The organism is Xenorhabdus hominickii (genome assembly GCF_002632725.1).
In the GTDB taxonomy this organism is placed as follows: Bacteria; Pseudomonadota; Gammaproteobacteria; order Enterobacterales; family Enterobacteriaceae; genus Xenorhabdus; species Xenorhabdus hominickii.
In genome coordinates this window covers 458,015-479,597 of record NZ_NJAI01000002.1, presented here as the reverse complement: position 1 = coordinate 479,597, position 21,583 = coordinate 458,015, and the positions used below count along the sequence as shown (strand labels likewise).

The window sequence follows — 21,583 nt, the reverse complement described above, 5'->3', positions numbered from 1 at the left end:
AGAATTACGACAATAATCCCTTGTTTTCGAATATACGCTGATAAATATCACGTATCACCTGCTCTTTCCGCTGATTATATTGCATTACCTGATTGACATTATCTTTGGCATTGACCTTTGCATCCATATATCGCAGACAATCTTCAGGATGTTCTCGGAGCCAATCACGAAACAAAATATGGCGAATGTGTTCAGGGCAATCAGGGCCAAAAACATGAAGGTTGACGCGTGGTTTTATCAAACGAAAGCACCGATGCTGATAAAAACTCGGTTCACGCACCGTTAAATCATAACCAAGCCGTTCCAATGCAGGGACATACTTTTCTTCCTGAGTTGGATCTTCCACAATCAAATCAATATCGATAATTGGCTTAGCAGCAAGCCCAGGAACTGCCGTTGAACCAACGTGCTCAATATTTAGGGCAATGTTTCCAAGGGCTTTTTTCAAGGAAGGAGAGAGTTGCAGCCATGTGGTCACCCATTCAGAGTTATATTCCACAACGTCTATCACCTCATCAGTAGGTTTCCCATGCACCCAAGGGTTTTCATTAGGATCTGATTCAGGAAAAAAGATAATGTCTTTAGGATTTATCATTAACTCATTCCTTATTTTTCTACTTGTATTTCGTACATTAAATCAGGATGGATAAGGACATATTAAACAACTACCCAGAAAAATTTACCTCAATTGAGGAGGCCATAAATTAAAGAGGTCAATAAATTAAGGAGGTCATAGTATATATGGCCTCCTTTGTAACAATAGAGACATCATCCAACGATGGAGTTATTCTTCCAATATTGGTTGAGCCTGTGTTTGAGGTTGTTCTGTGGACGGAATGTCTTGCCCAAAACCACGCAATCCAACAACATGCACATGTTCTTGATTATTAAAGATCTTACGCACCAGTTTATAAGTTGTTCCTTTCTCTGGGCTGATATTCTCTGGTGCCGCGATAATTAACTGCATATGTAAACGTTCACACAATTCAAACAGTGTTGCAATTGATTTCGCATCCAAACGCGCAGCTTCATCAAGGAACAACAAACGACATGGCGAGATATCTTTACCGCGTAGACGGCATGATTCCTCTTCCCAGCTCTGTACAACCATAACCAGAATTGACATCCCCGTACCAATGGCTTCCCCTGTAGAAAGTGCTCCACTTTCCGCTTTGAGCCAACCATCTGAACCACGGTTGACTTCAACTTCCAGTTCTAGGTAATTACGGTAATCCAACAATTCCTCACCAATGGTCTGAGGTAAACGCTGTCCCATATCCATTTGTGGGTTCAGGCGCTGGTAAAGTTTCGCCATTGCTTCTGAGAAGGTCAAACGCTGGCTATTAAACAAGTCTTGGTGTTGTTCCTGCTGTTCAGAAAGTACATCCAGCAATATAGAGTGACTTTCACGTACATTGACATTCAGACGTACACCACCCACCTGTCCGAAAGAAACAGCCTGCAATCCCTGATTAAGCATACGGATGCGGTTCTGTTCACGCTGAATAGTTTTGCGAATGATATTCGCGACGCTTTTGGAACTGATCGCCAATTTCTGCTCTCGTGCCGTCAATTCTTCTGTCAGGCGAGCCAGTTCAATTTCCATCTGCTCAATGGCATCAACCGGATCATCTGTACGGATAATATCCTGACGAATACGTTCACGCAGGTGTTGGTACACTGCCACGAAGAATTGAATTTTACGTTCAGGGCGTTTTGGATCTTCAGACAAACGCAAAGCATCACGCAGATGTTCATTGTCGGCTACCGCCAGACGCAATGCCCCCAACGCTTTATCCGACATTGAACGTAAATCATCGCCTTCCATATAGGCCAGTTCACGGCGATGCAAGCGGCGCTCAACGCCATTGTCTTTCACCATACGCATCACACTGCACCAACCCGCTTTCGAAGAAACAACCTGCTCACGCTTCTGGTAATAATCACGCTCAGATTTACGTAGTTTCTTCTGGAGGTTTTCCATTTCAGCTTCACAGAATGCGATCTGTTTCTCAAGCTGGTTAATACGGGATCGGTTAGTACTTACAGCCGCATGTAGCTGGTCACGACGTTCACGAGCACAGCTTTCAGCATTAGCATCGGCCTGAACACCAATGTCTTTCAACTCTTGTTCAAGTTCTTTCAACATATCCTGTTTGGTGTCATAAGAACTTTTCAGTGATGCCAATACTTGATTGAACTGCGCATATTGTGACTGCTGTTGGCGCAATTGTTCGCGTGCACGGCTGCGATCAGATTCCGCATGCTCCAGACGCTGACGTAGTTTATCGTTCAAATCAGCATTTTCATTGAGCATACCCGCAGAATCACTGTAACTGAAATGAGCACGACGCTGTACAACTTCCGTCAGGAAGAAAGCTTGTTGCTTAGATTTATTCTGGCTATGTTTCGCTGTTTCATAATCTTTTTGCAACTGCTCATGTTGCTGTGGATCGCTTTGTAAAACAGCAACCAGCGGTTCAAGTTTAATCAGTACATGACTGTGTTGTTGCAGGAATTTCGCCGCATCCTGAGCTTCACCCATTTCTTCACGAACGGTTTCTACCCGGTCAATCAGCGTTTCATCCAACAAAATTGTGATTTGAGGGATCAAGCGGTTCAATGCTGACAAACTCTCTTTTATGTGAGCGAGTTTTTGCTGATGCTGTTGAGCCTGGGCTTCAAATTGAGATAATTCTCGCTCCAGTTCAGTTCGACGCTGATTAAGGTTGCGGATTTCTGCTTCTGGATCGTCATCAAATGCAACAGACAAGTGTTTACCGACAAAACGACTGAAAGCCTGATGTGCTCGCTGGATTTTCTGAACATCAAACGAAAGTGTTGCGTAACGTTCAGCTAAAGTATCACGCTCAAGGCTGAGAGCTTCCAGGCGATTTTCCCTCGCTGCGCGTCCAAACAGCGGAACGTCAGGATAACGGGAATAACGCCACTGACGATCAGATGATTTCACCAGAACCGCATTTTTCTGCTCTTCGGAATGGAATACGCTGTCATCGAACGATTGCGGATCTCCCTCTATCAGATAGAGATCTTCCGGGCAATCTTCTAATGCTTCAAGGTGCGGACGTACCAACGAGAGATCAGGCACAACGATACCATGGCGTGCCGGACCATAAAGCGCAGAGAAGTAAGGGGCATCATCAAGAGTGATGTCATCATAAATCTCTGAGAGCAAGACGCCACCGAAACGTTCCGCCAGTGCCAGTAATCGGGCATCTTCGGCACCACTTGGCTGACTTAAACGCTCAATCTGCTTTTCCAGTTCGCGTTTCTGCGCTGCAACATCATCACGTTCAACCGTAATTTCACGCTCTTGCTCCAGCAATTGCTGCATGTATTCAGTGACACCATGACCGCTTTCGAACACCTCATTACTTTGTTCACAAAGCTGGTTCAACGTTTCCTGTGCCGCCAACCACTCTGGCGCTCTCGCTGTCAGCCTCTGAATTTTCTGCTTAAGTTGTTCAAGCTCCTGACGCATCAGCATACGGCGTTCGCCGCTTTCATTGGCACTCAGGCTTAGTTCTTCCAACTGGGCTTCCAATTCGCTCTGTAACGCCTCTAAATCTTCCGCCTGATATTGCTGGTTATGGCGTTTACAAAATTCCCCCAGAAGACGCTCTGCATTTTTTTGGCTGTTCAAACGTTGTTCCAATTCAGCCAATTGAATACGCAGAGGTTGAACCCGATCCGCTAAATGACGTTGGGAAGGCCAATTACGCAAGACTTCACGAGCAGCTTGCCACGCTTCACTGCGGCTTACTTCACCAACGATGTTTTTCACCAGTTGATAAGCCTGTTCGAACTGACTATGAGCAGCATCAGCGACACTTAATTTTTGCTCTAACGCCAACAAAGTTTCAGTCGCTTGCTGTGCTTTGGCTTGATAGGTTTCCTGCCATTCATCTGCATTATCTATCGACAGATCAGGAAGCTGACAAAGTTCACGGGCACGCTCTAATGCTTGCAGAGCCTGCTGATATTGAATAGCGCGAGTTTGCTGAACATCCAAGGCCTGCTGATAATCAGCGAGTTGGCTTTTTAATTCATCCACTTCCTGTTCAGCCGCTTCAGATATGGCTTCATATTCCGCCTGTAGCTCTTTCGCCTCTTCAACGACCTCGGTCTGTTCTTCCAGTCGATAAGTCAGTTCTTCAACATCGGATTGATAACGATCAATTTTTTCCTGCTGGCGCATCGCAGTCTGAACCAGATTCAGGTGGTCACTGGCCGCCTGATAATCCATTTCTAAATCAGAAGATACACCACTTTGTTCGGCCAGCTCCCTCGCCATTTCAACATGGCGATACTGTTCAGACACCAATTGGCGGCGACTGCCAAATAGTTCACTGCGTAAGCCCAAGGCTTCGTCCAGATGGACTCGACGTTCGTTGGCATGACGCATATAGTCAGCAGAAACATAGGCCGTCGCTTCAGTGATAAGATGTTTGAAAAGATCACGGTCAGATTGGGTTACACGGATCGCTTCCAGTGTGATACGGTTTTCACGCAATGCGGCTTCCATATCCTGAAATGCTTTCCTGACACCGCTGTTTTCCGGCAGTAAGTAATCACGCAGTGAGCGGGTAATGGCGCTGGAAATCCCGCCATATAACGATGCTTCTATCAGACGATAAAACTTACTGCGATCACTTGATGAACGCAAACGTTTCGGAATCACTCCCAAATCAAACATCAGGGCATGATAATCCGTAATCGAGTTGAATTGTTTAAACTGAACGCCTTCCATCTCATCAAGGCGTTCTTTCAATTCATTTAATGGCAGAACCCGCGCCTGACGTTCGTTAATGTTTTCAGTCAGTAACTGCGTCGGCTGGATTGATGCAGGGACACCCTGAATCATAAATGGTTTGATATCCACCTTGCGGTCACGCCCGGCAATCTGTTGCAAACGCACACCCGCAATGATGCGTTGATGACGGGAATTGACCACATCCAGCGTGGAATAACAGACGCCTGAACGTAATTTACCGTGCAAACCTTTATCGCGGGAACCACTGGTTGCACCCGCCTCTGTCGTATTGCGGAAATGAAGCAATGTTAAATCAGGAATTAACGCGGTCACAAATGCGGCCATCGTAGTAGATTTACCTGCGCCGTTACCGCCTGATAAGGTCGTTACAAGCTCGTCAAGATCAAAGGTTCTGGCAAAAAAGCCATTCCAGTTAACTAACGTCAGTGAGCGAAATTTACCGCGTTCAATCATGACTGCTCATCCTCCGCACCTTCTGCTGAATGTTCTGATACTTCTTCATATTCATTATCTTTCTGCGATGCGTCCCCTTCTATCGCCATAGCCTCTCCATAACGGATCATCCGCAATTGTGCCTCGCGTGGGTCGTCACCGCTGCGTACATCTGCACCGAAACGGAATACAGATTCGGTGATCGTAAATTTGCTGCTATCGTTTTGCAGGAAATAAACCATGCCCAAACGGCGCAAGCGGTTTAGTGACGTTCGTACTTTTTCCTGTAATTTCTGTTTGTCCAGATCGGAACCGGTAGAACGTTGGTTCACTAATTTCATCAGCTTATTTTCATCCGCCAATGACAGCAGTTCTTCATACAGTTCCTGAGAGGTAAATATCCCGTGATTGGACAGACGCTCAGGGCTGAGGTAGAGGTAGCACAAAATTTTACCTACCATCATATCCAATTCGGACAGGACAGAACGCGGGATCAACGCCGTGGAACGGGGACGCAGGTAGAAAAAACCTTCGGGTGCACGGATTAACTCGACGTTATAACGCGCATAAAACATTTCCAACTCTTCCTGAAAATCCATCAGAAAAGCATGGTTATCCAGATCATCCATGCTGATATGACGCCCGGAACGAAGCTGGCTGTCTAATTCAGGGAAAAGTGTGTTGGATAATGCCTGAGCCAGTTTAACTGGCATAAATTGTTCAATATGTATCGATGACATGTGCCTGCACCTTGGCTCCGTAATCATTAATCGCTAACCATTCCGCTGGCAACCCAGAGAAATCCGCTTCCGCAACGCCCAATCGTACTGCCTGATCCACCAGGATACGCGCCACATCAAAATGACGCTTACGTGGATGCTGAGCAAGGTAGTCGCGCAGTACAGCTCCCAAATCCAGAGGAAGTTTTGCTTGTTGGTAAACCGCCAGCGCCTGCTCCACCATGTCAGCCAATTGTTCGTTGATTTCACTGAACTCTTCGTATTCCATTTCTGGCGGTAATTCTCCCATTACCTCTTCATTACGCAGAGTCAGCTCTTCATCACGCACATCCAGCAAACGCTCTGCGTTGGCTATTGTCAATGCCCAAGGGTTGTCCAAATAATGTTGGATGGATTGACGAAGACGCTGGGCAAAAATACGGTTTTTATCCATATCGATGGCGGTTCGGATAAATTTGTGAACGTGACGGTCATAACCTATCCAGAGGTCAATGGCTTGTTGGCCCCAATTGATAATCCGATCCAATTTGCCTTGTAGATCAAAGACCAATTTATCGACCTGTTCAGAACCACCGCTATCCATATTGGCAGCCTGAATGCGCAAGAGATTGGCCTGCAATTTGTCACCTGCCGCTTCCAGGGTATCCTGAAGTTCCCGCAGAGTGCCTGACGTTTCAGACAATAACTGTTCACAATTGGCAATAGCGGCTTTCCAATCCTGATTGAGCAGCGCAGCGATATCGGTTTTTACACTGTCTTGCTGTTCATCCATCAAGCGCTGAGACATATCGATACTGTCAAAAATTTCAGCGACAGAATATTTAAGTGGTGCAAAAACATTGCGATGCCAATGAAATTCATCACCACCTTCTTCAGCAGCTTCTGCCGCTCGATGCAGTTCGTTAGCGACAATGGATAACTGCATGGAGAGACGCAACGTGGAAAACTCACGCTGACGAATATAATAATCGCTAATGCCAATTCCCAATGGCGTCAAACGGTAGATAGCGTTGCCATCCGCCAATTCGCTGGTAAAACGGTTAAGTAGTTTCTGACGAACCATATCGTTAATGGCGTTATTCGCCCTGACAGATACCGTTTCAGAAGTCTGTTCAAAACCCTTACACACTTCACGGAAAGCATCCACCAGCTCCCCTTCACTCATTTCACCATCAAGCCGTTCACTGTTCAGGACAGAAATTGCCAGCAAGAAAGCCAACCGCTCTGGTGGTAATGAGATTGAAAAGTCATTTTTTCTGGCCCAGGACACAAGTTCAGGAACAGTCTGGGAATATTCACTCATAATTCACTCTTTAAGATAGTTTGCGCGCCATCACATGAATATAACGCCCCAGGCTGATATAGGGCTCCTGTCTGCAATAACGTTGTTCAAGTTCAAGCAACGCCGGAAAATCTGCATTTTGTAACTGGCGGCTTTGCAAGTAGTCGTGAAAAACCCTCACACCTGTTTTACCTGTTATTTCCATCTTGAGTTCGTTCAGCCATTGGTATACCTGTTCCGGTACTAGTGGATTCTGTGGCGATAAAGAACGTTTTCGGCGACGCTGAATATTAGGTGTTGCCAAATGGAAATTACCCAAGATGGCGTTACGCATGACCAAGCCATTAGCATTATAAAACATTAATGAGAGTGCTCCACCGGGTACAATGATATTTCCCAGTGTTTCTATCGCATCTTTTTGGTCTGTGATCCACTCCAATACGGCATGAAACAGAATCAGATCTACGGGTTGATTAATATGTTGGTGAATTTCTTGTACTGAGCTTTGAATAAATTGCATCTGATGGAGAACACAGCGCTCTTCTGCATTATATTTCGCCCGCTGGATCATCTCTTCGGAGAGATCACAAAGTATGACCTGATGACCTAATTCAGCCAATTGGCAAGCCATATTCCCTTCACCACCCCCTGCATCCAAAATGCGTAAAGGACGTTGAGGCAAATGATTCAGCAATTCGTTAATATCCTGCCAGACAACGGCCTGCCTGATTTTACCTTTAGTTGTGCCATAAATATTACGCGAAAATTTGTCTGCAATATCATCGAAATTGCGATCCCGCATGAAAAACTGCCTCACTTATAAGCTAGCTACGTTTATACGTTTAATTTATCTATTGAGTAGTTATATTATCTACTGCTGTTTTTACTATTGTTATTTTGGCACAGTAATCATTTAATTAACTACTTTTAGCCTTAAACTTGCCCCTATGCGATTACAATTCAACCAAATCAAGGCCTGTCAATGCTATTCCTGCTAAAAAAATCTATCGGCTCGCTATTAATGCCTTTACCATTGATTATTCTTGTCTCTTTCGCCGCACTGCTATTACTGTGGTTCACCCGCTGGCAAAAAACAGGTAAAGCCATTTTATCTCTAAGTTGGCTTATATTGCTTTTATTGAGCTTACAGCCTGTTGCGGACAAGCTCTTACTCCCTGTTGAGGGAAAATATGTTCAACGTTATGAGCCTGACACCGCACATAGCGATACCATAAAATATGATCCCGTAAAATACATTGTGGTTCTCGGTGGCGGCTTCACCTATAACCCTCAATGGGCTCCCAGTGCCAATCTTATCAGCAATAGCTTACCCAGAGTGACTGAAGGAATTCGGTTATATCACCTTAATCCTGGCGCTAAAATGATTTTCACCGGCGGTAAAGGCGTTAATTCAATTAGCAGTGCCGAAGTTGCTGCTATGGTAGCACAATCTATGGGAATTCCTGTAGAAGACACGATAGCATTAAAAAAACCTTTGGATACAGAAGAGGAAGCTTCTGCAGTTGAAAAAGTGGTCGGTCAACAACCTTTTATCCTTGTTACTTCTGCCAACCATATGGCAAGGTCAGTAAAGTTTTTTGAGCAACGTGGCATGCACCCCATCGCAGCCCCTGCCAACCAATTGGCCATCACAACACCATTATATCCTTGGGAAAAATATATTCCCTCTTCCTATTATTTTTCACACACGGAACGTGCCTGGTATGAAACATTAGGGCTTATCTGGCAAGCAATTAAGCCTACAAGCACGGATATCAAAGGTGAAAAACCAGAAGAATCCCAGCAAAAAAGCAGTTAAAAAAACAACCTAATATTAAGGTCATAGGATTGAAGCAATAGCGTTGAAAAAAAGAGAATGCTACAAGGCAGCATTCTCTTTTAACTCATACTTAATTGATCATTAAACCAGTCATGAAGCTTAGAATTCTACAAAGACGTTTCTGACAGCTTCCAAATCTTCCGGTGTATCAACGCCAGCACCGGGAGCTTGCAGTGCTTTTGCCACATGGATTTTTTCACCATACCAAAGCACTCTTAATTGTTCGAGCATCTCTATATTTTCCAATGGGCTTGGCGCCCACTGGACATAGCGCCGGATAAAACCAGCCCGATATGCATAAATCCCGATATGGCGTAGGAAATTATCTCCGATCGTTCCTTGTGACTGTATAAAGCGATCACGCTCCCATGGGATCGTAGCGCGAGAAAAATAGAGCGCATAGCCTTTCGCATCCATCACGACTTTTACGGCGTTAGGATTAAATGCTTCTTCAGCATCTTTGATTTGCACAGCAAGTGTTGCCATTCCTGCATCACTGCCAGCCAGGTTATCAGCCACTTGCTTAATGATTTTCTCTGGAATAAGGGGTTCATCACCCTGAACATTCACGATGATTTCATCATCAGCAAATTGATATTTATCGATAACTTCAGCCAAGCGTTCTGTACCTGAATGATGGTTTTCGCTTGTCATGCAAGCTTCACCACCTGAGGCAATCACGGCATTAAAAACATCTTGATTGTCTGTCGCGACAATAACCCGTTTGGCGCCAGAACGAACCGCTCGTTCCATAACACGTACAATCATTGGCTTTCCGTGAATATCGGCCAATGGTTTTCCCGGCAGGCGAGTGGAAGCAAAACGGGCTGGAATGATAACGGTAAACATGGGTTATTTGTTTTCCTCTGTAGGCAAGGCACGTGCTTCATTTTCTAACAACACAGGAATGCCATCACGGACAGGAAAAGCGAGGCGGTCAAATTTGCAAATCAGTTCAAAATTTTCTTTATCGTAACTGAGCTTGCCATGACATACCGGGCAAGCAATGATTTCGAGTAAACGGTGATCCATATATCCCCCAAATGACGGCCATAAATTTAATGCGGCTCAGAATACCACAAGCAAAGTTCCACCGTTAACTCTGTTGTTTTGTTTAATATTGTGATGCTCTCTCAGTGTTATTAAAGAGTACTCTGCGAAGGGAGCAATGCCCGAATATCACTCAGCATTTTTTGCCCTTTTCCCTCTGGTAACTGAGCAGATACAGGTAAATACCACCAGTTAGGCTGTGCGAACTGGAAACATTTGACCGCATCTTTTTCTGTCATCAGTAAATTTTGCTGACTATTTGCTAAAGCCAATAGTTGAGATTTTTCATAAGATTGGTGATCAGCAAAAGCATGGGTTTCCTGTAGGGTTGCGCCCAATTGCTGCAATGTCGCAAAAAAACGCGGCGGATGGCCTATTCCCGCCATCGCAACGCCATTAGGAATATCACTGACTGTTCGCGTTTCACCTGTCAGTAAATTAACGGCCAACTCCCCTTTCAAGGTCATAGGCAATTCACTGGCTTCCGGTGTTCCTCCATTAACGATAATGGCATTGACGGTATTCAAGCGCCCAGCCAGCTCCCGCATTGGCCCTGCTGGTAGCCAGCAGCCATTACCAAAACGACGGGTACCATCAATCACTACAATCTCATAATCACGCTGTAAGGCATAATGCTGAAGACCATCATCCGTAATCACGATGTCAATAGGAGTATGCGCCAATAATGCTTTGATAGCGTCCGCACGTTTTGGAGCGACTGCAACGGGGACACCAGTGCGGCGACGAATTAATACTGGTTCATCTCCCGCTTGTGCCGTTGTCACTTCGTCTGCCACCAATAGTGGATAATATTCCGACTTTCCACCATAACCACGCGAAACAACTCCAACTCGATAACCTTTTTGCTGTAATTGTTCAACCAGCCAAATAACCACCGGCGTTTTGCCATTCCCCCCCGCAGTTAAGTTACCGACTACGACAACAGGCACAGGTGCTTTCCAAGAGCGCTGTAAGCCGAGTTTATAGCTCAACTTGCGTAGGCCGCTTATCAGCCCATAAAGAGCTGATAAAGGTAATAACAAAACGTAGAGCCATGAACGGCCTGACCATATGCGTTCAATCATTGGCCAAACTGCATCCGATGTAATTGTGAGTATGCGCCGTTTTTTTCCAACAAAATTTCATGGTCGCCTCTTTCGATAATATTGCCGTCTTCAATAACAATAATCTCATCAGCTTTCTCAATAGTAGACAGACGATGAGCAATCACCAGTGAAGTTCTGTTTTTCTGCAATTCATCCAATGCAGCCTGAATAGCGCGCTCAGATTCGGTATCCAATGCAGAGGTTGCCTCATCCAGAATCAAAATCGGTGAATCACGCAATAAAGCACGGGCAATGGCAATACGTTGACGCTGCCCACCGGAAAGTAAAACACCATTTTCACCAATCATCGTATCTAGGCCGTTATCCATCCTCTTGATAAAATCCATAGCGTAAGCCATTTCCGCCGCTCGTTCTATTTCTTCACGACTGAACTTTCCTTCGCTGGCGTAGGCAATATTATTGGCAACTGTATCATTGAACAGATGCACATTTTGCGATACCAGTGCAATTTGATTACGTAAGGAAGCCAACGTATATTCACGCAGATCATGACCGTCCAGTAAAATGCCTCCTTCACTGACATCGTAAAAACGAGTGAGAAGATTGGCTATCGTCGATTTACCGGAACCTGAACGCCCAACCAATGCCACTGTTTTTCCAGCGGGGATCGTCATTGAAATCTTCTTCAATGCAGGGTGATCTTTAGTCGGATAGCAGAAAGTCACATCGCGGAATTCGATATTCCCTTTCGCTTTTTTGACTTCCAGTTTACCGTCATCTTTTTCCTGCTCCATATCCAGAATAGAAAATAAAGTCTGACAAGCAGCCATACCACGCTGAAATTGGGCATTGACGTTCGTCAGTGACTTTAATGGACGCATCAACGCAATCATGGATGAGAACACAACGGTAATTTTCCCTGCCGTCAGAGCACCCATAATCTCGGGAAAACTGGCAGCATACAGGATAAACGCCAACGCAAATGAAGCAATAAGCTGGATAATGGGGTCTGAAATAGAATCAGCAGAAACCATTTTCATCCCTTGCTGACGCATATGGTTGCTGACTTTGTTGAAACGTTTGGTTTCAACCTGTTGTCCCCCAAAAATTAAAACTTCTTTATGCCCTTTCAACATCTGTTCTGCACTGGTTGTCACCATTCCCATACTGTTTTGCATGCTCTTGCTGATATTGCGAAAACGTACAGAAACAAGGCGGATGACGCCGGCAACAATCGGTGCAATTACAATCAGGATCAAAGAAAGTTCCCAACTGTAATAGAACATCAGTATAAACAGGCCAATAATCGAGGCTCCTTCCCTGACAACCGTCACGAGTGCGCCGGAAGAGGAGGAAGCAACCTGTTCAGAATCGTATGTGATGCGGGAAAGTAATGTTCCCGTGGATTGCTGGTCGAAAAAGGAAACTGGCATACCCATCATATGGTTGAACAGACGACGGCGCATCTGCATGACCACTTTGCCTGATACCCAAGAAATACAATAACTTGATATAAAACCAGATATGCCACGCAACAACATCAATCCAATAACAACCAATGGCATCCACTTCAATACACTAATGTCTGCCTTGCCAAAACCCTCATCCAGCAAAGGCTTCAACAAGGAAAGCATCAATGTATCACCGGCAGCGTTAATAATTAGTGCAACCGCCGCAACTAACAGCCCAACCCTAAATGGTGTGATGGTCGGCCACAAGCGGCGAAAGGTCTGCCAGGTAGAAAGGTCTTTATCATTCATTATTGAGTTACCAAAACCAAAAGAAATAGCGGCTTATTCTACTCATGATCGCCACGAATACCAAACCACTGATGATACCAACGTGACATTATTTGTTGCCTATAGCCCTTTAATTTAATGTTGTCCCGATAAAAATAACCCGTGATCTGTCCAGAAACTGCCGTGCTACTCCATTGAATCCCGGCATTTTTATAACGCTGTTTTACTTTTACTGAAGGCAGCCTCCACGGGCTATAGCGTGCCACCGAAGTCAAAGCATATTTAGGCATGATGTTACGTATCAGTAGCGCCGTAGACGAAGTATTACTACCATGATGAGGAACTTGCAATATTGTTGTATTCAAATGTTTCTTTTCGAGTTCCAATAAGCGGTATTCACCCTGTTTTTCCAAATCACCCGTTAATAATAGACTGTGTTTTCCATCATCAATGCGAACCACACAAGATTGATTATTGCCAACAATAGCTGTTTTCTCTGGCGGCCATAAAATTTCAAAATTCAACCCTTGCCATATCCATTTTTCACCACGAATACAAGGTAAATGAGCCTGATTAATGAAAGAGCTTCTAATTTGGATATCAGGATATTTGTCATTAAGATATGCAACTCCTCCTGTATGATCTAAATGATCATGGCTAAGGATTATCTGTTCTGGCGTTAATCGATGCCAACGCAAATAAGGCACAATGACTTTTTCTGCCATACTGCCCGTTTCCCAACGATTTCCCGTATCAAAAATGATCGCCTGCCCGCCCTTATCAATCACCACAGCCAACCCATGACCAACATCCAGCATTGAAAAGCGCCATTGGTGCTCATTAGAGCATTTCGAATAACAAGCGATAATGGCAATTGAGACACTCAACAGCCACTTATGCGATTTCCACCAACCTAAACGCCAAACTACAACCCCAAACCAGCCAGCAAGTGTAATAACAATAGGATAATATCCGATTTCAATCCATGAATGCGTTAAGACAGATAAAGGCGCTAAAGCAAGCGAAACGCTATAATCAACGAGTTGCCATAACCATGATTGAATAGTGAGAAAGAACTGAATAGAAGGAAATAAGAGACAAACCAATCCCAACATTACTAATGGCACAGATAAAAAAGAAACTATCGGCACAGCCCAGAGGTTCGCAACCAATGATGCAATATTAATTCCCTGAAATAACAAAATTTGCAACGGCAATAACATTAACATCATTCCCAATTGCATATGTAATCCACGCAATAAAACCCACTGCCAGCCATGACGAATTTTCTCTGGTAAAGGCATCCAGTGAAACCAGAATAACAGTGCCATTACCGCAGTAAATGAAAGCCAAAAACTGTCAGAAAGTATCGCTAAAGGGTCAAAAAGTAAAATCAGCGCAGCACTCCATAACGCCCAGTGCCATGAAAAACAAAACCGGCTTTTACATCGCAGATATATCCACAATGTCAATCCCAATATTGCCCGAACGGCAGGAATTCCCCAACCCGATAACCATCCATAAAGCATTGCAGTTAGCCAGCCCATGATTAATGGGAAACGAAATCCAATCCATCTTGTAGGAAAAAAGAATTGCGCTATTCTCGCAAGACTCCAGCCAAATAAGCTGGCCATTGCGATATGCAGCCCTGAGATTGCCATCAAATGCGCGATACCTGTCTGCTGCAAGAGCAAACGAGTCTGTTTATCCAGCCATTTTCTTTCACCAAACGTGAGTGCCAACGCAACACCAGCATGTTTTAGTGTCTGAATTTCTGGTGCCAATTTACTAATGAAATCTTGCCTGACACTGCAAGTTTCATTGAGTAATTTTGCCTGAAGGATTTTTCCACTCAACGGCTGACGAATAGAAAGTGAATATCGCTGGTTGTCATAGCTACCCTGATTTAATTGTGCATGAACGGGTCTTAATTTCATTGTGACGTGCCATTTCTGCCCCGCACACAACAATGCTTTAGAATTCCATAACACCGATGCGTATAAACGGGGAAAAATGTATTTCCCCTCACTTTCAATCAATTGAATACGATAGCGTGGTTTTTGCTCATTTTCTTTCGTTTTATCTTCTAATAATGCGCTATCAATCACGACAATTGCAGAACGAGAGAATTCACTGAAATAAGTTATTTGCTCCAATATTTGATGGCCATGCCAGCACCCGAAAATAAATGCCCACAATCCCAATGATATTATCCGAATGAATTTAAACGGAAAATATAATAATGAAAATGAAATTAAAATCAGTGAATTAATTACTTTTTGTTGTGGCAATTCTGCAAGGAACAATAAAGGAAAAACTCCCAACACAATAGCTAATGCAGCCAAATTTAAACTAATAAGAGGTGGTGGCCTTTGCCACAGAGTAAATAAGTAAATAAAGGGGGAGAAGATTATAAGCTGCATCCATTTATGCCTCTATGCTGATATTCCATTCACATAGAGGAGCCTATTACATCATCAACATCGCTACCAGTCAAATAAATACTATTGTGGAATAACCTCACAAATTAATCTTCAAGTAGAAGAAACGATTCACAAGATCTTTCGGTAATTATCACAAAAACGAGTACTCAAACATTACTTAAACAAATACAAAAAACGGCACCCTGAGGTGCCGTTAGTTTAATTAAGTAATAACTTATATCTGTTAGCTCTCGCCATAGATATTCACGCGGTCACGTAACTCTTTACCTGGTTTAAAGTGAGGTACGTATTTACCGTCCAATTCCACTTTATCACCCGTTTTAGGGTTACGGCCCACACGCGGAGCGCGGTAGTGAAGAGAAAAACTGCCGAATCCGCGAACTTCAATGCGTTCACCTGCGGCTAATGTTTCTGCCATATGATCAAGCATTTCTTTCACTGCATCTTCAACGGCTTTAGCCGGCATGTGAGATTGTTGCTCTGCAAGCCTTTCGATTAATTCAGACTTGGTCATGGTACCTCCCTAAACTACCGTTTTCGGGTAATATTTTCATGTTCTGAGAATATTACCCGCCGTTATTGACTTAGATTATTCGCCTTTAGCTGCTTTGAAAGCTTCAGCCATTGCGTTGTTAGCGAAGTTCACGTCTTCTTGTTTGTTCACAGAAGCGATAGCGTCTTTTTCATCAGCTTCGTCTTTCGCGCGAACAGACAGGTTGATTACGCGGTTTTTGCGGTCAACGCCAACATATTTAGCTTCAACTTCATCGCCAACGTTCAGAACTTGAGTTGCATCTTCAACGCGGTCACGAGAAGCTTCTGATGCACGCAGGTAACCTTCAACGCCGTCAGCTAATTCAACTGTAGCACCTTTTGTGTCAACTGCAGTGACTTTACCAGTAACAATTACACCTTTCTTGTTTACAGACAGGTAGTTGTTAAATGGATCTTCTGCCAGTTGTTTGATGCCCAGAGAGATACGCTCACGTTCTGCATCAACTTGCAGAACTACAGCAGCAATTTCGTCGCCTTTCTTGTATTCACGAACTGCTTCTTCGCCTGTAACGTTCCAGGAGATGTCAGACAGATGAACCAGACCATCGATGCCGCCGTCCAGACCGATGAAGATACCAAAGTCAGTGATAGACTTGATCTTACCTTCAACGCGGTCGTTTTTGTTGTGAGTCTCAGCAAATTGCTGCCAAGGGTTAGCTTTACACTGCTTCAGACCCAGGGAGATACGACGACGTTCTTCGTCGATATCCAGAACCATAACTTCCACAACATCACCAACGTTAACAACTTTGGATGGGTGGATGTTTTTGTTGGTCCAATCCATTTCTGAAACGTGTACCAGACCTTCAACGCCTTCTTCGATTTCAACGAAACAGCCGTAGTCAGTCAGGTTAGTCACGCGACCAGTCAGTTTAGTACTTTCTGGATAACGTTTAGCGATTGCTACCCATGGATCTTCACCCAATTGTTTCAGACCCAGAGATACGCGAGTACGCTCACGGTCGAATTTCAGTACTTTAACTGTGATTTCATCGCCCACATTGACGATTTCGCTTGGGTGTTTAACACGTTTCCAAGCCATATCAGTAATGTGCAGCAGGCCATCGACGCCGCCCAGATCAACGAATGCACCGTAGTCAGTCAGGTTCTTAACGATACCTTTAACTTCCATGCCTTCTTGCAGGTTTTCCAGCAGCTGATCACGCTCTGCACTGTTTTCAGATTCGATAACAGCACGACGGGAAACAACTACGTTGTTACGTTTCTGATCCAGCTTGATGACTTTGAACTCAAGCTCTTTGCCTTCAAGGTGAGCTGTGTCACGAACTGGACGAACGTCAACCAGTGAACCAGGCAGGAACGCACGGATACCGTTCAGTTCTACAGTGAAGCCGCCTTTTACTTTGCCATTGATAATACCAGTGACAGTTTCAGCTTCTTCGTATGCTTTTTCCAGCATCAGCCATGCTTCGTGACGTTTTGCTTTTTCACGGGACAGGATAGTTTCACCGAAACCATCTTCTACCGCATCCAGAGCTACGTCGATTTCATCGCCAACTTGGATTTCCAGCTCGCCTTGAGCATTTTTGAATTGTTCTACAGGAATTGCAGATTCTGATTTCAGACCCGCATCTACCAATACAACGTCTTTATCGATAGCAACTACAACACCACGTACGATTGCACCTGGACGAGTTTCGATAACCTGTAGGGATTCTTCAAAGAGTTGAGCAAAAGATTCTGTCATTTTAATGATCTTCAAGGTTTTAAATTAACGTCCATCTAGCTTCCAGCCGAATGGGGTTGTTTTACATACCTCGCAACTTTCCCTGTTACAAGGTGTTTTGGTATGCCAGCATATTTCACTGCTAACAAAACCGAATTCTATGTACATCTTCTTGATACGCTACTGCAATAGCATATTTGATAAAATTAACAATTATGCAGGTATTTCCAGCGCGTTTTTTGCGTAAATTAGTGCTTTATCAACCACTTCTTCAATAGACATGCTGGTCGAATCTAAGATCAATGCATCTTGTGCGGGCACTAATGGCGCAACAGTCCGATTACGGTCACGGAAATCCCGCTCTTGTATTTCGGACAAAAGGGCGTCAAAGTTAACACTAAAACCCTTCTCCTGCAACTGTAACATACGTCTGTGGGCGCGTTCTTCTGCACTCGCATCAAGAAATATTTTCACTGGTGCGTCAGGAAACACCACAGTACCCATGTCACGGCCATCAGCAATCAATCCAGGTGCTATGCGAAAAGCCCGTTGCCGACGCAGAAGTGCTTCCCTGACACGCGGGAATGTCGCTGCCTGTGAAGCCGTATTCCCTACGGTTTCAGTACGAATTTGATTACTGACATCTTCGCCTTCCAGAATGACCCGAAGTTTACCATTTGCAGGCACAAAACGAACATCCAGATTTGCAGCTAGAGGAACCAGTGCATCTTCAGACTGGATACCCACTTGATGGTGGATGGCAGCCAGTGCCAATACACGATAAATGGCACCTGAATCAAGTAATTGCCAATCTAACGCTTCAGCCAATGCCTGACATAATGTTCCCTTGCCAGCACCACTTGGTCCATCAACGGTTATTACCGGGGCTATCACCACCATTGTTTTCCTCCTTTTCGCATATTCGCATAACAGACGGGTCATCGACCGAATGCAAAAACCGCTCAATTAACAAGCAATAAAAGTTTGCCTTATTATACGCGCTTAGCGGATGAGTGAAACAGGCTTGGAATAAATATCCTAAATTTTCATGCCGGAATAGTTTCTACCATGAATGATTCTTAAAAACCTCATTTTATTCCCGTTTTACTTTATATATTGACTGAGCGTTTCAAGTTGGTTGAAGTAATCTGGAAATGTTTTTGCTGTACAACCTGGATCAAGAATCGTTACAGGTATATTGGACAATGCCACCAGCGAAAAACACATCGCAATTCGATGATCATTATAAGTTTCTATTTCAGCATGATTAAGTTTTTCGTGCGGAATCACACGAATATAATCATCCCCTTCTTCTACCTCAGCACCTATTTTGCGTAATTCAGTCGCCATTGCATGGAGCCGATCTGTTTCCTTGACCCGCCAATTGTAAATATTGCGAATAACGGTTTCTCCCTGAGCAAACAACGCGGTTGTCGCAATAGTCATTGCCGCATCAGGAATAGCATTCATGTCCATATCAATGCCCGTTAATGTTCCCCGCTCGCACTCGACAAAATTATCACCCCAACGAATTGTTGCTCCCATCTGTTCCAAGACATTGGCGAATTTGGTATCCCCTTGCAGGCTATTTCTGCCAATACCCGTAACACGAACCGTTCCGCCTTTAATCGCTGCTGCAGCCAGAAAATAAGATGCCGATGAAGCATCGCCCTCTACTAAATATTGCCCCGGAGACACATATTGTTGCTGACCTTTAATGTAAAAAACCTGATATTGCTGATGACTTACCGTTACGCCAAAACTCTTCAGCAGTGCCAATGTAATATCAATATACGGTTTAGAAACCAAATCACCCTGAATATGAATTTCCGTATCGTTGACTGCCAATGGTGCAGCCATCAGCAAGGCGGTCAGAAATTGGCTGGAAACACTACCATCAACGGTAATTGTTCCTCCTGAAAATCCCCCGTTGATATGCAGTGGTGGGTAATTTTCCTGTTCAAGATAGTCAATTTTAGCTCCCCCTTGACGCAGTGCATCCACCAAGTGACCAATTGGGCGCTCTTTCATTCGAGGCTCTCCGGTCAGCACCAGATTGTTGTCTCCTAAACATAATGCTGCCGCCAATGGTCGCATTGCCGTGCCTGCATTCCCCAGAAACAGTTCGAGTCCACTTTTGCCCGTGATACACCCACCTCTGCCATCGACTTCACAGATGGTACGATCAGCGGAAAGGCGATAAGGAATATCTAACGCAGTCAGGGCATTCAGCATATAGCGAATATCGTCACTGTCTAACAAATTGGTCAGGCGAGTTGTTCCTTTAGCAAAAGCAGCGAGCAGCAAAGCACGATTGGAAACACTCTTGGAGCCGGGCAGATTAATTGTTCCATTAACACGGGAAATAGGTTGTAACGTCAGGGATTGCATAAACAGAGAAGTCTCCGGTCTTTAACAAATTTATGCCCTTCATATCTCAAATTTCAGCACGATTGTCCACACTGTAACTCGGAATAGATCGGGTAGGTTTCTGATTTGAATTTTTAGAATAAATCGAACATTTTGACATCGGAAGGGTTCAGCCTCCCGATAATAATAAAATTATTTTATGCGTTGCGACGCTCAAAATCCGCCATAAACTCAACCAATACTTTTACACCCTCATAAGGCATGGCGTTATAAATTGAAGCACGGGCACCACCCGCAACTTTATGCCCTTTCAACGCATGCAGTCCATGAGTATAGGCTTCTTCCAGAAATTGACTATCCAGCTTCGGATTCGCTAGTTGGAATGGAATGTTCATGAGAGAACGGTTTTGAGGAGCAACAAGGTTGATATACAGCTTGCTGTTATCAATGGCACGGTAGAGGTATTCTGCTTTCGCATGGTTCCGCTTGCTGATTTCCTGTAATCCACCCTGCTCTTTCAGCCACTTAAATACCATGCCTGACAAATACCATGCAAAAGTCGGCGGTGTGTTATACATAGAGTCGTGTTGAGCTTCCACGGTATAATCTAAAATCGATGGTGTATGCGGGTGCGCTTTACCCAGTAAATCCTCACGGATAATGACAACTGTAATTCCCGCAGGCCCAATGTTTTTTTGTGCTCCGGCGTAAATAACGCCATAACGGCTAACATCAATAGGTGTGGAAAGAATCGCTGAGGAATAATCGGCAATCACGATTTTATCATCGCCAAAATCAGGTTCCTCAAAAATAGCCGTGCCTTCAATGGTTTCATTAGGGCAATAATGAACATAGGCAGCATCACTGCTCAAACCCCATTCACTTATTGGTTTCACACTTTTGATACCATTTGTTTCTGTCCTGATATCAATAATGTTTGGGGTACAATATTTTTTTGCTTCTTTCGCTGCACATTCAGACCAATAACCACTTACGATATAATCTGCTGTCGATTTATCACCCAGTAAGTTCTGTGGCAATGCAGAGAATTGCCCACGAGCACCACCATGACAAAACAGCACTTTATAATTCTCAGGTATCGCTAATAAATCTCGAAGGTCTTTTTCTGCTTCAGTCGCAACCGCTATGAACTCTTTGCTACGATGACTGATTTCCATCACCGATGTTCCCAGCCCCTGCCAGTTGCAAAGTTCCTGTTCTGCACGACGTAATACTTCTGCTGGCAACATAGCTGGACCAGCGCTAAAATTATATACCTGATTCATTAATTTCACCCTATCAATGGATACAATAAAACCGGATGCATTGGTTTTATCACTCCCGCTCTACCGCTGCAATGGTTATTAAAAGATTGTTGTAAACGAAGGTGTGAATGACAACTCTCACCACTGAAAATCTGAACATAAAAAATAATAAGAGAGTCAGAGTGATATTAGTTGCTATTCATATAGGGGATAAAAAAGGTCATGTATTAAATAGTTAGTTGTTGTGATATGCTTCCCGCCTTTTAAGGGTAAAGCATGGCCAAAGCTGACGTCTATTGCCGTTATTGTCACAAATC

At 44.2% G+C, this 21,583-nt stretch carries 16 protein-coding genes; 1 reads left to right on the top strand and 15 read right to left on the bottom strand.

Annotation, left to right across the window (positions count from 1 at the left end; translation table 11 throughout):
* Nucleotides 1–4: 4 nt before the first annotated feature.
* The 5 genes from Xhom_RS09310 to cmoM all read right to left on the bottom strand — a co-directional run bounded on the left by Xhom_RS09310 (nt 5) and on the right by cmoM (nt 8,051).
* Nucleotides 5–595, bottom strand: a complete 591-nt coding sequence (locus Xhom_RS09310) for a GrpB family protein (RefSeq protein ID WP_069316373.1) — start codon at nt 593–595, stop codon at nt 5–7.
* A 189-nt stretch (nt 596–784) separates the two neighbouring features.
* Nucleotides 785–5,248, bottom strand: a complete 4,464-nt coding sequence (gene mukB / locus Xhom_RS09305; RefSeq protein ID WP_069316374.1) for a chromosome partition protein MukB — start codon at nt 5,246–5,248, stop codon at nt 785–787.
* Nucleotides 5,245–5,967 carry a chromosome partition protein MukE gene (gene mukE / locus Xhom_RS09300; RefSeq protein ID WP_069316375.1) on the bottom strand — a complete coding sequence of 241 codons (723 nt, stop codon included), beginning with the start codon at nt 5,965–5,967 and terminating at the stop codon, nt 5,245–5,247. Before mukE ends, mukB begins: the two co-directional genes overlap by 4 nt.
* Nucleotides 5,948–7,270, bottom strand: coding sequence for a chromosome partition protein MukF (gene mukF, locus Xhom_RS09295; protein WP_069316376.1), 1,323 nt, complete (start codon nt 7,268–7,270; stop codon nt 5,948–5,950). The genes mukE and mukF overlap by 20 nt, the downstream gene beginning before the upstream one ends.
* 10 nt (nt 7,271–7,280) lie before the next feature.
* Nucleotides 7,281–8,051 (bottom strand): tRNA uridine 5-oxyacetic acid(34) methyltransferase CmoM, encoded by a 771-nt coding sequence (gene cmoM, locus Xhom_RS09290; RefSeq protein ID WP_069316377.1) that lies wholly within the window; start codon nt 8,049–8,051, stop codon nt 7,281–7,283.
* A gap of 180 nt (nt 8,052–8,231) precedes the next feature.
* On the opposite strand from cmoM, the gene elyC reads away from it, so the two are divergent.
* On the top strand, nt 8,232–9,068 hold the full coding sequence (gene elyC, locus Xhom_RS09285) for an envelope biogenesis factor ElyC (RefSeq protein WP_069316378.1): 837 nt from the start codon (nt 8,232–8,234) through the stop codon (nt 9,066–9,068).
* A 120-nt stretch (nt 9,069–9,188) separates the two neighbouring features.
* Here elyC and kdsB read toward each other — a convergent pair whose 3' ends face one another.
* The 10 genes from kdsB to serC form a co-directional block, all read right to left on the bottom strand.
* Nucleotides 9,189–9,938 carry a 3-deoxy-manno-octulosonate cytidylyltransferase gene (gene kdsB / locus Xhom_RS09280; protein ID WP_069316379.1) on the bottom strand — a complete coding sequence of 250 codons (750 nt, stop codon included), beginning with the start codon at nt 9,936–9,938 and terminating at the stop codon, nt 9,189–9,191.
* A gap of 3 nt (nt 9,939–9,941) precedes the next feature.
* On the bottom strand, nt 9,942–10,121 hold the full coding sequence (locus Xhom_RS09275; RefSeq protein ID WP_069316380.1) for a Trm112 family protein: 180 nt from the start codon (nt 10,119–10,121) through the stop codon (nt 9,942–9,944).
* Nucleotides 10,122–10,231: 110 nt separating this feature from the next.
* Nucleotides 10,232–11,224, bottom strand: coding sequence for a tetraacyldisaccharide 4'-kinase (lpxK, locus tag Xhom_RS09270; RefSeq protein ID WP_069316381.1), 993 nt, complete (start codon nt 11,222–11,224; stop codon nt 10,232–10,234).
* Complete coding sequence (gene msbA, locus Xhom_RS09265; protein ID WP_069316382.1) at nt 11,221–12,969, bottom strand: lipid A ABC transporter ATP-binding protein/permease MsbA; 1,749 nt, start codon at nt 12,967–12,969, stop codon at nt 11,221–11,223. Before msbA ends, lpxK begins: the two co-directional genes overlap by 4 nt.
* Nucleotides 12,970–13,004: 35 nt before the next feature.
* Nucleotides 13,005–15,368 carry a ComEC family protein gene (locus tag Xhom_RS09260; protein ID WP_069316383.1) on the bottom strand — a complete coding sequence of 788 codons (2,364 nt, stop codon included), beginning with the start codon at nt 15,366–15,368 and terminating at the stop codon, nt 13,005–13,007.
* Between the two features lie 244 nt (nt 15,369–15,612).
* A complete protein-coding gene (ihfB, locus tag Xhom_RS09255; protein ID WP_038237207.1) occupies nt 15,613–15,903 on the bottom strand; it encodes an integration host factor subunit beta in 291 nt (96 codons plus the stop codon).
* A gap of 75 nt (nt 15,904–15,978) precedes the next feature.
* Complete coding sequence (rpsA, locus tag Xhom_RS09250; protein ID WP_069316384.1) at nt 15,979–17,652, bottom strand: 30S ribosomal protein S1; 1,674 nt, start codon at nt 17,650–17,652, stop codon at nt 15,979–15,981.
* 192 nt (nt 17,653–17,844) lie between these two features.
* Complete coding sequence (gene cmk / locus Xhom_RS09245) at nt 17,845–18,531, bottom strand: (d)CMP kinase (RefSeq protein ID WP_069316385.1); 687 nt, start codon at nt 18,529–18,531, stop codon at nt 17,845–17,847.
* Between the two features lie 204 nt (nt 18,532–18,735).
* Nucleotides 18,736–20,022, bottom strand: coding sequence for a 3-phosphoshikimate 1-carboxyvinyltransferase (gene aroA / locus Xhom_RS09240; RefSeq protein ID WP_069316386.1), 1,287 nt, complete (start codon nt 20,020–20,022; stop codon nt 18,736–18,738).
* Nucleotides 20,023–20,198: 176 nt separating this feature from the next.
* Nucleotides 20,199–21,287: a 3-phosphoserine/phosphohydroxythreonine transaminase gene (gene serC / locus Xhom_RS09235; RefSeq protein WP_069316387.1), complete on the bottom strand. Its 1,089-nt coding sequence runs from the start codon at nt 21,285–21,287 to the stop codon at nt 20,199–20,201.
* Nucleotides 21,288–21,583 lie beyond the last annotated feature (296 nt).